The organism is Streptomyces sp. NPDC001530 (assembly GCF_042894545.1).
Taxonomy (GTDB): Bacteria; Actinomycetota; Actinomycetes; order Streptomycetales; family Streptomycetaceae; genus Streptomyces.
Map to the genome: position 1 here is coordinate 118,490 of NZ_JBIAVS010000016.1, position 14,052 is coordinate 132,541.

The following is a 14,052-nucleotide window of genomic DNA, read 5'->3' on the forward strand; positions in this document are numbered from 1 at the left end:
TTGGGCCCCGCTGCCCCCGCGGGGTGGGGGGGGGTTGTTGTTTGTTTTTTTTTGTGGGGGGGGGGGGGGCCCCCCCCCCCCGGGACGGGACGGGTAGGGGCGGAGGGGGCGAAAAAAACCAAGGCCCCGCCCACCCCCAACAGAGGTGGACGGGGCCCCAGTAGAGACAAGGCTCGCGGAGGCTACTCCGCCAGGACCGCCTCGGCGTCCAGCGTCGTACCGACCGCCTGAATCACCGCCGCGATCTTGAAGGCCTCCTGGATCGTCTCCCGATCGACCCCCGCCTTGCGGAGCACCTGCTCGTGCGAGTCGAGGCACTGCCCGCACCCGTTCACGGCGGACACGGCGAGCGACCACAGCTCGAAGTCGACCTTCTCGACACCGGGGTTGCCGATGACGTTCATCCGCAGACCCGCCCGCAGCGTCCCGTACTCCGGGTCGGAGAGCAGATGCCGCGTCCGGTAGAAGACGTTGTTCATCGCCATGATCGCGGCGGCCGACTTGGCGGCGGTGTACGCCTCGGGCGACAGCTGAGCCTTCGCCTCGGGCTCCAGCTCGCGCAGCACGCGAGGCGAGCGGGACGCGATGGCGCACGCCAGCACCGTCCCCCACAGCTGCTGCTGCGGCAGGTCGGAGTTGCCGATGACCGAGCCCAGGTTCAGGCGCAGGTCCTTCGCGTAGTCCGGGATGGCGGACTTCAGTTCATCGAGGGCCATGGAAGGTCACTCACCGGCCAGCAGCGCGACCGGGTCGAGGGTCGACTCGCCCTTGGTCCAGTTGCACGGGCACAGCTCGTCCGTCTGCAGGGCGTCCAGGACCCGCAGGACCTCCTTGGGGTTACGCCCGACGGAGCCGGCGGTCACCATGGAGAACTGGATCTCGTTGTTCTGGTCGACGATGAACACGGCGCGCTTGGCGAAGCCGTCCTCGCCCTCGATGCCGAGGTCACGCATGAGCTCGTGCTTCGAGTCGGCCATCATCGGGAAGGGCAGGTCGCGCAGGTCGTCGTGGTCCTTGCGCCAGGCGTGGTGCACGAATTCGGAGTCGCCGGAGAAGCCGAGCACCTGGGCGTCACGGTCGGCGAACTCGTCGTTCAGCTTGCCGAAGGCCGCGATCTCGGTGGGGCACACGAAGGTGAAGTCCTTGGGCCACGCAAAGACGATCTTCCACTTGCCCTCGTAGGTCTTGTGGTTGATCTGCTCGAACTCCTTGCCCTTCTCCAGCGAGACACAGGCAGTCAGGTCGAACTCGGGGAACTTGTCACCGACAGTGAGCACACGCTCTCCTTGCAGCGAGGAATCGCCCTTTTTGGGGGCTTTTCCCATGGGTTGGACGATCTCGATGGTGGCACACGCTGCATTGATTAGGGAAATAGCTACACTCGGTCGTGTTGATCGGCTGCATCTATCAGTCACTATGAGTAAGAGGTACGGCCATGGCGAGCCCCATCGGCAAGACGAGCTCCAAGGGGAACAGCCGCCGTCAGCCCAGCCTCGCCCAGCTGCGCGCCTTCGCCGCCGTGGCCGAGCATCTGCACTTCCGTGACGCGGCCGCCGCGATCGGCATGAGCCAGCCCGCGCTGTCGGGCGCGGTCTCCGCCCTGGAGGAGACACTCGGGGTGACCCTGCTGGAGCGTACGACCCGCAAGGTGCTGCTCTCGCCCGCCGGCGAGCGTCTCGCCGTACGCGCGAAGGCCGTGCTGGAGGCGGTCGGCGCGCTGATGGAGGAGGCCGAGACCGTACGGGCGCCGTTCACCGGAGCGCTTCGCCTCGGCGTCATCCCCACCGTCGCGCCCTACCTCCTGCCCACCGTCCTCAAGCTCGCCCACGACCGTTACCCGGACCTCGACCTCCAGGTGCACGAGGAGCAGACGGCCAATCTGCTGGAGGGGCTGGCCGTCGGCCGTCTCGACCTGCTCCTGCTCGCCGTGCCGCTCAGTGTGCCCGGCGTCGTCGAACTCCCGCTGTTCGACGAGGACTTCGTCCTCGTCACCCCACTGGACCACTGGCTGGGCGGCCGGGAGGGGATCCCGCGCGAGGCCCTGCGGGAGCTGAACCTCCTGCTGCTCGACGAGGGGCACTGTCTGCGCGACCAGGCCCTCGACATCTGCCGGGAGGCGGGCCGCGCGGACGCGCCCGTCACCACCACCGCCGCGGGGCTCTCCACCCTCGTCCAACTCGTCGCCGGCGGACTCGGCGTGACGCTCCTGCCGCGTACCGCGGTCAAGGTCGAGACGACCCGCAGCAACCAGCTCCTCACCGGGTACTTCGCGGATCCGGCGCCGACCCGGCGGATCGCCCTCGCGATGCGGGCGGGCGCCGCACGGGGCACGGAGTACGAGGAACTGGCCGCAGCGCTCAGGGAAGCGCTGCGGCCGTTGCCCGTACGGGTGTTGTAGCCGTGCCGGAGACCCTGGTTACTCCGTGCGCAGCCCGTCCGGCCGCATCAGACGGATCAGCGGCGGCAGGCTGAGCACCGTCACCAGGACGACGACTCCCGCACCGATGCCGGTCATCGACAGCACGCTCGGCCAGTCCACGCCTACCGGGACGTCGGTCATCTTCAGCAGGACCGTGCCCAGGGTCAGCCCGACGATCGACGCCAGCGCGAGGCCCAGGGCGATCGGGATCGCGGTCTGCCACAGCACCGACAGGCTCAGCGTGCGGCGCCGGGTTCCGAAGGCGACCAGCGACGACAGCAGCTTCTTGCGCTCGCGCAGCTGCTCCAACTGGGAGACCAGGAGGCTCGCCCCGATGAGGAACAGGACGCAGGTCGCGCCGACGAACAGGCCGGTGCGGATGGAGGTGAAGCGGCGGGACTCCTCGCTGGCCGCCCACACCATGGGGACCGAGAACGGATCGATGGCCGCCTGTGTGTTGCGCACGAGCTCGCGCACATCCGGCACGGTTTCGTCGAGCCTCAGGTAGATCTCGCCATTGACGGTCTGCGCGGCCCGCTCGGGCAGGGCGCTCGGGGTGATCAGGAAGCCGCCGCGGTACATGCCGGCCGGGTCCTTGCGCGACTGGGCGTGCTTCAGGTTCTGCGGCAGCGTCCAGGCGACCTCCTTGCTGCGCGGGAGGTCGCTGTACGACGGGTCGATGTACAGCGTGCGGCCGGGCTTGGCCAGCTTCGGGGTATCGGTGTCGTACTCGCCGCCCCGCACGGCGAAGACGTCGCCGTCGCGGCACGAGGGCAGCGTCGCCACCTCGCGCAGGGAGGCGCAGTCGCCGACGGTGATCTCGGCGGTGAGCGCGGCGTCCGACCTCCGGTCGCCGACATAGCCCTCGGAGAACGCCGAGGCATGGCGTACTCCCTTGGTCTCGGTGAACTTCCGTACGGCCGGGGCGAGCGGGACCTCGCTCGGAAGGTTCACCTGCATCTGCGCCCGCGAGACGTCCTTGCCCGTCTCCTTGGTGTAGTTGCCCTGGACCCCGGCGAACAGCATCTGCAGGGCGATCGCCCCGGCCACCGCCACCGCGATGCCGTTGACCATGCGGGCCGCCGTGCCACTGCTCAACTGGAGCCTGCGGACGGCGAGTTGCCAGGCCACCCCGCCGGAGCCGAGCCGGGCGACGACCGCCTCGACGATCCACGGCAGCAGCGCGGTGACGCCGACGAGCAGCAGGACGACGCCGCCGATCACCAGGTACTGGTTGAAGTCCCCGTTGTTCCGGCCCTTCCCGACCATCGGGTAGAGCATCGCGAGCCCGCCCAGCGGCAGCAGCAGCCGCCACCACAGCCGACGCCGCGCGGGCCGGGCCGTGCGCACCACGCCGAGCGGCTCGATGACCACGCCGCGCAGGGCGAACAGGGTGACCAGCACCGCGGCCGCCGGGACCGCGACGGCGACCAGTGCGGCCAGCGCGGGCGCCGGGTTCATATAGCTCGGGAACACGCTGACGTCGAGGATCTCCGCAGAGCCCGCGATCTGGCGGCCGATCAGGAAGAAGCCCGTGCCGAAGACCAGCCCGAGCAGGGCGCCTGAGAGCGCCTCGCCGGCGGCGATCCGCCGGGTCATCCGGCTGTCGGAGCCGACCAGCCGCAGCGCCGCGAGCCGCCGGTCGCGCCGCTCGCCGCCGAACCGCACGGCCGCCGCGATGAAGACGCCGACCGGCATCAGCAGCACCACGAAGACCACGAGGATCAGCAGGATCATGACGGGGTCCATCCGCTCGGACGAGGGATGCGGATCCCCGAACTTGTCGATCCGGGCCACCCGGGCGCCGTCCACCTGCGACGCGAGCCCCTCGCCGCCCCGATAGAAGGCGAGTTCGGCCGAACCGATGAGGCCGGGCTCGGCGATGGTGCCGACGACACGGTCCGGCAGCCGCTTCCGCAGCAGCGTCCCGTCGTCCGACGTCAGCAGCTTCTTCAGCGCGGGGGAGACGATCATCTCGCCCTTGGCCGGAAACCTGCTCAGCCCCGGCGGCAACGGCGCCCTGGCCCCCTCGGGCTCCAACTCCCGGCCCCGTACGTCCTGTTCGTGGTACGTGGTGCCGACGTTCCCGACGAGGAGGGTGTTGTCGGCCTTGGGCTTGTGGGAGTCGCTGTAGGTGATGTCCGTGCGCGCGGTCTCCCTGTCGTGCCGGACCGCCAGCGCGTTCGGTATCGCGGTGGTGAGCAGCAGCAGTGCCACGCCCAGACCGACACCGACCGCCGTCAGCAGGACCCGGATCCAGCCCTCACGTCCGCCGACGAAGGCGAACTTGGCCCCCATGGCCAGGTCCCTGGACCACTGACGCATGTTCATACGACGCGCTCCATGTCCCGCGACCGGCCATCCCGTACGACGATCTCGCGGTCGGAGTACGCGGCCACCCGTGCCTCGTGCGTGACGAGCACGACGGCGGCGTTGGTCGAGCGGGCCGCGTCGGTGAGCAGCTGCATCACGCGCTCGCCGTTGAGCGAGTCCAGCGCGCCGGTCGGCTCGTCCGCGAACAGTACGCGCGGGTTGGTGACCAGCGAACGGGCCACCGCCACGCGCTGCCCCTGACCGCCGGAGACCTCGCCGGGCCGCTTGCCCTTGAGGTCGTCGACCTCCAGCTGCTCCATCCACGACAGGGCGGTGCGCTCGGCCTCCTTGCGCCCGGTCCCGTTCAGCCGCAGCGGCAGCGCGACGTTCTCGACGCAGGTCAGTTCGGGCACGAGCTGACCGAACTGGAACACGAACCCGAACTCGCTCCGCCGCAACGCACTCCTCTGCGCGTCGTTCATGGTCGCCATCTCGCGCCCGTTGTAGAGGATCGAGCCCGAGTCGGGCGTCACGATCCCGGCGAGACAGTGCAGCAGGGTGGACTTGCCGGAGCCGGAGGGCCCCATCACGGCGACGACCTCGCCGGGATGGATGGAGAACTCGGCACCGTCCAGCGCGGTGGTCGGTCCATACGTCTTGCGAAGCTCCGACGCGGCGAGCAGGGAGCCGGGGGGAGGAGTCATCGGGTCGTCACCGCCTCGGCGAGCTTGTCGAGACGCGCGGCGGTGAGCTCCAGCCACCGCAGGTCGGCCTCGAGGTGGAAGAGGGCATGGTCGCAGATCAGCTGGTCGGCGAGGTCGCCCTTGCGCTTGCGGTCGGTGAGGATGCGCATCATGCGCAGGTGTTCGGCGCGCTGCGTGTCGAGGATGTCGGCCGCGTTGCGGTGCGTGAGCAGTGCGAGGACGACCTTCGTGTAGAGGGTCGACTGCAGATACGGCTCGGGCTTCTCCGGCGTCGCGAGCCACCGCTGTACGTCGGTGATGCCGGCCTCGGTGATCGCGTACCGCTTGCGCTCGGGGCCGTCGCCCGCCTCGATCCCGTCGACTTCGACGAGCCCGTTCTTGAGCAGCCGCGACATCGTCGAGTAGACCTGGCCGTAGTGCAGAGGCCGATCATGACCGAACTTTTCGTCGAAGGCCCGCTTCAGGTCGTAGCCGTGGCGGGGCCCGGACTCCAGGAGCCCTAGGAGGGTGTGACCGATGGACATGCGGAGCACTCTACACACGGCGTATACACCCCGCGTATACGCGGTGCGCATAGATCTTGGTCGGGGTGCGGGGCCGCAGGTCAGCGCCGATTGTCACGGTTCCGTCACCGAGCTTTTTCGCCCCCGCCGCCCCTACCCGTCCCGCGGTCGCGCAGTTCCCCGCCCCTTGAGGGGCGCGGGGAACTGCGCAGTCTTTCAGGGGGGTCCGGGGGGCGGAGCCCCCCGGTACGGGACGGGTAGGGGCGGCGGGGGCGAGAAACCTCACGGTCGCCGCGGGCAGGCAACCTTCCGCATCTCTCAGTCGTCGGTTTCGGTGGGATGGGTGCGCATGGCGTGCTGATTGTCACGTCCGGAAAAGGCCGGATCGGCGGCCCTTTGTCATAGCGCGCGGTGTTAGCTTGCTGAGCTGACCTGAGCGACGAACCTGTGTGCCACACGAGAGTGAAGCGGAGCGGATCGACCCATGGGACGAGCGGAAGAGAGACGAGCGCGGCAGGCGCGTGGCCGCCGCGCGGCGCCCAAGCGCTCATCCGGGGCGACGGCCAACGCGTCGGCCGGAGCCTCGGCCGGGGGCAAGAGCGGCCGCAGTGGCATACGCCGGTTCGTCAACTGGAAGACGATCACCGGGACGTTCTTCGGCCTCTGCCTACTCGGTATGGGCGCCTTCGTCGTCCTTTACATGGTCGTCGACGTGCCGAAGGGCAACGCGGCCGCGCAGCTGCAGAGCAACATCTACAAGTACAGCGACGGCACGATGCTCGCCCGCACCGGCGACGTCAACCGTGAGGTCGTGGACCTCGACAAGGTGCCCAAGGACGTCCAGAAGACCTTCGTCGCCGCCGAGAACAAGTCGTTCTACAAGGACGCGGGTGTCGACCTCAAGGGCACGGCCCGCGGTCTGCTCAACACCCTCTCCGGCAAGGGCAAGCAGGGTGGTTCGACGATCACCCAGCAGTACGTCAAGAACTACTACCTCAGCCAGGACCAGACCGTCACGCGCAAGCTGAAGGAACTGGTCATCTCGCTGAAGGTGGACCGCCAGAAGTCCAAGGACGACATCCTCGCGGGCTACATCAACACCAGCTACTACGGCGAGGGCGCGTACGGCATCCAGGCCGCGGCGCAGGCGTACTACCGCGTCGACGCGAGCGATCTGACGGTCGAACAGGGCGCGTATCTGGCCTCGCTGTTGCAGGCCCCGAGCCAGTACGACTGGGCGGTCGCCTCGGCCGAGGGCAAGAGGCTGGTCAAGGCCCGCTGGAACTACACCCTCGACAACATGGTCGAGGAGGGCTGGCTGGACTCCGCCAAGCGCCAGGCCATGAAGTTCCCGGTGCCCAAGCCGCCCAAGGGCGCGCCCGGCATGGAGGGGCAGACCGGCTATCTGGTGAAGGCGGCCGAGAGCGCGCTGGCGAAGCAACTCGTCGCCCAGGGCACGGCCCCCAGCCTGGACGATGCCCAGAACATGGTCGAGGCGGGCGGCTGGACCATCACGCTCAACATCGACAAGAAGAAGCAGGCCCAGCTGGAGAAGGCCGTCAAGGCGCAGCTGACCAGCAAGCTGGACCCGAAGAAGCGCAAGGTCGACGCCAACATCCAGGCCGGCGCCGCATCCGTCGACCCCAAGACGGGCAAGGTCCTGGCGATGTACGGCGGCCAGAACTACCTCAAGCACTACTACAACAACGCGACCCGCCGTGACTACCAGGTCGCGTCGACCTTCAAGCCCCTGATCCTTGCGGCGGCCCTGGCCGAGAACGCAAAGACGCAGAGCGGCCGGCCGATCACGGCGAACACGATCTACGACGGCACGAACAGGCGCCCGGTCGTGGGCAGCGACATCGCCTTCGCGCCGCCGAACGAGGACGAGCACACCTACGGCAACGTCACCGTCCAGACCGCGACGAACAAGTCCATCAACTCCGTCTTCGCGCAGATGGGCGTCGACGTCGGCATGGACAGGGTCTTCAAGGTCGCCGACAAACTCGGCATGGACACCAAGGGACTGCAGGCGGTGCCCGCACAGACCCTCGGTTCCATGGGGGCCAGCCCGCTGGAGATGGCCGGCGTGTACGCCACGCTCGACAACCACGGCAAGAAGGTCACCCCGGCGCTCGTGGCCAAGGCCGAGCACAAGGACCGTACGGTCAAGTTCCCCGACCCGATCGGCGACCAGGTCATCAGCGAGGAGGCCGCCGACACGGTCACCTCGGTGCTGACCGGTGTGGTCGACGACGGTACGGCCCGGGTCGCGGTGCGGGACAACCCGGCCCGCGACGGCCAGCAGGTCGCCGGCAAGACGGGTACCTCCGACAACAACAAGTCGGCCTGGTTCACCGGCTACACGCCGAACCTGGTCACGTCGGTCGGGCTGTTCGGCGAGGGCGCGGTCGGCACCGCCAACGCGAGCAAGCAGGTGTCCATGAAGGGCGCCACGGGCCTCGTCGCGGAGAACGGCCGTGTCAACGGTGGTGGCTTCCCGGCCCAGATCTGGGCGGCGTACACCTTCGACGCGATGGGCAAGGTCAGCAAGTTCGACCTGGACACCACGTCGGGCGCGGCGGTCGAGCCCACGGAAACGCCCACGTACACGCGGCGGCCGAGCAGCACACCGTCGTCGACGCCGACGACCGAGGAGCCGACGAGCGAGCCGCCGACGAGCAGCAGCCCGCCGACCCCGACGGAAGAGCCGACGACGACCGAGCCGACGACTACGCGGCCGACCACTCCGACGGGGACGCCGACCGAAGAAATCACGGACAATCCACTGGATCCGGACCGGCAATAGCGTCCAAAAGTCGCCAGTAACGCGCGAATGGGCGCCCGGTGGTCCACCGGGCGCCCATTTTCTCGTATACGAGCGATATCCGCCGCTGACTACGAAGTCGAGATGGTGGCCGTGCTGAGCGTCGACCAGATGATGCCGCCCGTGGGAGTTCCCTCCCATTCGCCGATGACGGCGCCCAGCGCCATGGCGTGGTTCTCCGGCAGATCGAGGTCTACGTGCCGGGTCGTGCCCTTGCCGTCACGGTTCCAGTAGTAGTACTGGGTACCCACTTCGATGATGCCGATGGCCGAGTGGCCGTCCGCCGTCATGTCGGTGATGTACAGGTGGTCGCCGTACGCCACGAACTTGGACCTGGCGTCGGCGCCCGCACTGTAGATCGTGTAGTCCTCGGCGAAGGCGGAGCCGGACGTGGCGGTGGCCAGGACTCCGGCGACCGCGCCGACGACGGCAAGACGTGCGATGGATCTCAAGGTGTTCCCCCTCCTTGGTCGATTCATTACCGAACGTTGATCGAACAGTTGATCATGGTCGAGGAGTCCGCGGGCATATGGCTGATTTCTTTCTGTCAGGCGATTTTTCGCCGGTCGATTTCGGCCATGTGATCCGGAAGTCTAAAGTTCCATAAGGAATTCGTTGACTCGGGATGCGTGTCTGGATCATTCTCCCCGTAAACGGGGAGGGGGCCTTGGAGCCTGAATTTCGCGAATTCTGACCACTACGCGCGGGCCATCAGGTATGCCCGAATTTCAGCCAAGGCGTCCTTTCCTTTCCGGGACTCCCGTAATGCGGGGGTCGTGCGAGAAGGGGAAGAATTGAGATTCCGTAGACGAATGCGGGCACCACTGGCCGCCGTGGCGGCCGGGGCGGTGCTCGCGGGGCTGACGCAGGCCGTGGCCTGGGCCGATCCACCGGCTCCGGCGAGTCCGGCCAAGAAGGCGGCGGCCGAGACCCGGCGCGACGTGGTGCCGGCGGCCGAGCGGGCCACGCTGCTGGGCAAGAAGTGGAAGACGTCCGGTGACCTGGCGTGGACGACCTCGGGGGACGCGGAGGGCTTCCATATCCTCACGGCCCGGAAGCGCGACGGATACACCTGGCGCACGGCCGCGTCACTGTCCGAGCCGGGATTCGACGCCGACTCCTGGATCGGCAACACCTGCGTCACCGGCTCGGGGAAGCGGGCGGTCGTGGTCTACGCGCCGCGCACCTTCACCAACAAGCCGCAGCTGATGGCCAGGGGTGGGTTCACCGCGGTGGTGGACCTGGCCTCGGGCCGGGTGACGAAGCTGAGGCTGAAGGCCTCGCTGTCGTACTACAACCCGGGGTGCGGACCCGGTGAGTCGGTGATCCTGACGCAGTCCGGCGGCGAGGACCGGCCCGGCACCCGGCTGTTCCGGCTGAACGCCTCAACCGGCAAGCTGGGCAAGGCGATTCCGGTCAGGGGGCAGATCACCTCGGCGGTCCCGGTCGCGAACGGATCCATAGCCGCGGCCTCCGGCGCGGAGGTCATCAAGGTCGACGCCCGCGGCGGGCGCAAGGCTCTCGTCCGTACCGACGGTGTGCCCTACCGGCTCACGCCCGACGGCGAAGGGGGGCTCGCCTTCCTCGACAAGCGCGGCACCACGTCCAAGGTGAAGCACATCGCCGCCGGTGCCGTGGCGCACCCGAACGCGCGCATCGCGCGGGCGGCGGTCCTGGCCCGGGGGCTCGCGACCGAGACCGGCCTCACCCGTGGCGCCGGCACCGTGTACGTGACCGGCACGACCCACCAGGCGGCCGCCCAACTGCCCTCGACCGTACGGCGGTTGGCGTCCACTCCGAAGGACGTCACCGTCTCCACGCGCGGCGAGGCCGTGCTGACCCACACGGCGTGGGCCGACGGCAAGGGCGCACTGCTGCTGCCCGGCGAGGCCACCAAGGCCCGTGCGGTGAAGATGTCCCTGACCACCCGCGACACCGGGCGCACGGCCTCGTTCACCGTGGACCCGGCCCGGCGCGTGTCGACGTACGCGGGCCAGGGCCGTGACGCCTCCCCGGGGCTGCTGTCCGGTTCCGGAGGCACCGGCAAGGCGTCGGTGACCGCGGCGGCCGCCAGTGACCCCAACGACCCGGTGGAGGAGGAGCGCACCTGCTCCGTCCCGCGCAACGACCCGCGCAACCAGGCCATGCAGCCCAAGCCACGCCAGGTGGAGTGGGCGGTCGACATGGCCGTCAAGGGTCTGCTGAACACGCACATCTCGCGCCCGGCCGACTGGAAGAACCTGGGGATGCCGGCGTACCAGCCGCAGACCCTCTTCCTGAACCCGGCGCTGCAAGGCGGCGGCCGTGCGATGGCGCAGGTCATGCTCGGCGTGACCACCCAGGAGTCGAACATGTGGCAGGCCGGCCGCGAGGCCGTCCCCGGCGTCACCGCCAGCCCGCTGATCGGCAACTACTACGGCATCAACCTCTACGACGGTGACACCAGCAACGACTGGGACATCGACTTCGCCAAGGCGGACTGCGGTTACGGCATCACACAGATCACCGACCACATGCGCATGGCCGGCCGCGAAAACGGCCACGGCGGCGAGGCCTGGCCCTACCAGAAGCAGCGGGCCGCCGCGCTCGACTACACCGCCAACATCGCCGCGGGTCTGCAGACCCTCGTCTCCAAGTGGAACGAGACCCGCGCCGCGGGCATGATCGCCAACCACGGCACCACGGGACGCCCCGAGAACTGGTACTTCGCTCTGTGGGCCTACAACTCCGGCTTCCACACCAACGCCGGTGATGGTTCACCGTGGGGCCTCGGCTGGGCCAACAACCCCGCCAACCCCGAATGGGACGCCGGGCGCCTGCCGTTCATGGAGAACTCCGCCGGCGGCGAGGACGCCAGTGCCGCCGCCCGCCCGCAGAACTGGCCCTACCAGGAGAAGGTCCTCGGCTTCGCCGCACATCCGCCGTCCTTCCTGGAATCGCCGGGCACGTTGGTCCCCGCCTTCCGTCCGGCGACCTGGAACGGCACCAGCGCGGCCGTCACCGTCAAGGGCAGCGCGCTCTACAACCGCGCTCACCTCAAGGCTCCCGAGGACGCGTTCTGCGACTCCTCCAACAGCTGCGACCCCAGCCGGATCTCCGACGGCGCCTCCAACGACACCGCCTCCAGCGGCCCTTGCGGCCGCGACGACGTCAAGTGCTGGTGGAACAAGCCGGTGACGTGGAAGACCGACTGCGTCGACACCTGCGGATACGAGTTCATCCGCTTCGGCGACACCTCGCCGGAGGAGGCCGACGGCACGGCCTATCCGCCGAACTGCAGCACCAGCGGCCTGCCCGACAGCGCCCTCATCGTCGACGACGTCCCGGCGGGCACGCCCGTCGTCCGCCCCGGCTGCACCAACTCCTGGACGAACTCCGGCACCTTCAGCTTCACCTTCGCCAACAACTCGGTCGAGACCGTCTACCCGGCGAAGGTCGACCTCCACCAACTGGGAGCCGGCTTCGGCGGCCACTTCTACTTCGGCCACACCCGGGCCAACGACGCCAAGGGCCAGCGGCTGAACATCACCGCCGACTGGAAGCTCAACAAGGAACTCGACAAGGACGCCCGGATCTGGGTGCACCTTCCCGATCACGGCGCGCAGACCAAGTTCGCCAAGTACCAGATCAAGACCCGTAACGGCTGGCGTTCCAAAACCGTCTCCCAGCCCGGTGACCGCAACCGGTGGGTGAAGCTCGGGATCTTCCGGACCAAGGGGATCGTGCCCGAGGTCAAACTGAACACGGTCACCGCCGACGGCACGGGGGACGAGGACATCGCCTTCGACGCCCTGGCGTTCGAGCCCGGTGACTGGGACTTCGTACCCGACATCGTCATCCCGGAGGCCGATCCGGACGCGCCCGACCCGGAGTGGGAGGACACGGACCGGCAGAAGCAGCCGAATCCCGAGGGGACGGCGCTGGCGGCGAACAGGGAGCGCTGCGTCGACACGGACCACAAGGGCACACGCCAGTGCGTCAAGCTCGACTACGACCTCGAGAAGTACGGCGTCAGCGAGTGGGAGCAGCCCAAGAGCTCCAAGAACAGTCTCGCCGCGGCCGCCGCCCCTCTGGTGCCGTGGTGCGACGACCCCAATGTCTCCGGCTACACCATCACCCGCCGCGAGGGCTGCAACAAGCTGGCCGTCGTGATCAGGTGGGAGCACGACGGTAAGACGGTGGGGACGGCCATCTTCGCGGTCCGCGAGGAGATCCTGCTGGAGAACAAGGCCGTGTTCCGCGAGCGGATGTTCATGAGCCCGCTGTCCCTCGACGCCTCGTTGGGCACCGTCTCCCTGGACTACTGGGACGCGATCTGCACACCGGACTGCGACGAGGCGTACCAGGGCGGCTGGGACGGTCTCACCGTGTGGGAGCCCATCGTGGACACCCACTGGGCGTCGGCGACCAGGACGTTCACCTGGAACAACGCGGTGTCCGGTACGTCCCAGAAGTTCGACCGGGGCACGTTCCTCAACTTCAAGGCGGCTGCCCCCGAGGCGGCCGGAGCGGCCGCGACCATCAAGCCCTCCTGGACCTTCTGGGACCAGGTCGAATGTGACAACAGCGTCGCCGTACCCAACTCGACCGGCTGTATCTTCGCCAAGAACGTACCGACGTGGCAGACCAACACCAAGCGGTATCCGGCCGCTGCCGCCTACTACTGGGTGCTGCGGGAGAAGCTGCAGGACCACCCGGGCAGCAAGAAGTACAACAAGCCGATGCACCGCATGACGGACAAGGTGCAGCAGGACCACAACCGCGACACGATCTGCAACAAGACCGGCGACGGCAAGTGGACGGCCCACCCGGACGCCACAGGGGACACCAAGGGCGTGCAGTGCGACGAGTTCCCCTTCGCCGCCACCCAGGAGAGCGGAGGAACACCCACACCCGTCGTCAACGGAGGCATCTGCGTGCAGCTCTACGCGGAGAAGCAGGACGACGGCACCTGGCGCCTCTTCGACGACGACCGGTACGACCCGCCCACCTGGAAGGAGATCTGCGGGCGAGCCTCCATGCCGGGCAAGCAGAACGGAGACGCGGGGAGAGGCCCGGGACTGTCGGGCTTCTACACGAAGGCGCGGGTGCAGAACGGCGGGGAGTTCTACATCGAGGTTCCCGGCTTCGAGGGATGCAACACCGATGACGTCTGCGTCGTCCGTCCCTGAGGCACCGCCCTTCTAGGGCCACAGGCGTGGGGGGGGCGGGGCGGCCGGGGCCCCCCCCCCCCCCCCGCGCGCCGCCCCCCCCCCCCCCCCGGCGCGGGCCCCCCCCCCCCACAAC

General features: G+C 68.7%; 9 protein-coding genes. 3 read left to right on the top strand and 6 right to left on the bottom strand.

From position 1 onward, the window contains the following. Window positions 1-182: 182 nt before the first annotated feature. Both ACFY0T_RS31275 and ACFY0T_RS31280 read right to left on the bottom strand, forming a co-directional pair. Window positions 183-716, bottom strand: a complete 534-nt coding sequence (locus ACFY0T_RS31275; RefSeq protein ID WP_388877851.1) for an alkyl hydroperoxide reductase — start codon at window positions 714-716, stop codon at window positions 183-185. A gap of 6 nt (window positions 717-722) precedes the next feature. Further along, the gene (locus ACFY0T_RS31280; RefSeq protein WP_388877854.1) at window positions 723-1,277 is read right to left on the bottom strand and encodes a peroxiredoxin; all 555 of its coding nucleotides are present in this window, start codon (window positions 1,275-1,277) and stop codon (window positions 723-725) included. Window positions 1,278-1,435: 158 nt separating this feature from the next. Here ACFY0T_RS31280 and ACFY0T_RS31285 point away from each other — a divergent pair, with 158 nt between their 5' ends. Beyond that, window positions 1,436-2,398, top strand: coding sequence for a LysR substrate-binding domain-containing protein (locus ACFY0T_RS31285; protein WP_388877857.1), 963 nt, complete (start codon window positions 1,436-1,438; stop codon window positions 2,396-2,398). Between the two features lie 18 nt (window positions 2,399-2,416). Here ACFY0T_RS31285 and ACFY0T_RS31290 read toward each other — a convergent pair whose 3' ends face one another. From ACFY0T_RS31290 to ACFY0T_RS31300, 3 genes are read right to left on the bottom strand one after another with little or no spacing between them, the layout of a single operon-like run. Then, the gene (locus ACFY0T_RS31290; protein WP_388877860.1) at window positions 2,417-4,750 is read right to left on the bottom strand and encodes an ABC transporter permease; all 2,334 of its coding nucleotides are present in this window, start codon (window positions 4,748-4,750) and stop codon (window positions 2,417-2,419) included. Then, window positions 4,747-5,436: an ABC transporter ATP-binding protein gene (locus ACFY0T_RS31295; protein ID WP_388877863.1), complete on the bottom strand. Its 690-nt coding sequence runs from the start codon at window positions 5,434-5,436 to the stop codon at window positions 4,747-4,749. Before ACFY0T_RS31295 ends, ACFY0T_RS31290 begins: the two co-directional genes overlap by 4 nt. Beyond that, complete coding sequence (locus ACFY0T_RS31300; RefSeq protein WP_388877866.1) at window positions 5,433-5,960, bottom strand: PadR family transcriptional regulator; 528 nt, start codon at window positions 5,958-5,960, stop codon at window positions 5,433-5,435. The genes ACFY0T_RS31295 and ACFY0T_RS31300 overlap by 4 nt, the downstream gene beginning before the upstream one ends. Before the next feature lie 463 nt (window positions 5,961-6,423). Between ACFY0T_RS31300 and ACFY0T_RS31305 the strand changes: the two genes are divergently transcribed. Next, a complete protein-coding gene (locus tag ACFY0T_RS31305) occupies window positions 6,424-8,748 on the top strand; it encodes a transglycosylase domain-containing protein (RefSeq protein ID WP_388877869.1) in 2,325 nt (774 codons plus the stop codon). A gap of 89 nt (window positions 8,749-8,837) precedes the next feature. Here ACFY0T_RS31305 and ACFY0T_RS31310 read toward each other — a convergent pair whose 3' ends face one another. Further along, window positions 8,838-9,218 (bottom strand): hypothetical protein, encoded by a 381-nt coding sequence (locus tag ACFY0T_RS31310; protein WP_388877871.1) that lies wholly within the window; start codon window positions 9,216-9,218, stop codon window positions 8,838-8,840. A gap of 360 nt (window positions 9,219-9,578) precedes the next feature. Here ACFY0T_RS31310 and ACFY0T_RS31315 point away from each other — a divergent pair, with 360 nt between their 5' ends. Then, window positions 9,579-13,937: a hypothetical protein gene (locus ACFY0T_RS31315; protein ID WP_388877874.1), complete on the top strand. Its 4,359-nt coding sequence runs from the start codon at window positions 9,579-9,581 to the stop codon at window positions 13,935-13,937. Window positions 13,938-14,052 lie beyond the last annotated feature (115 nt).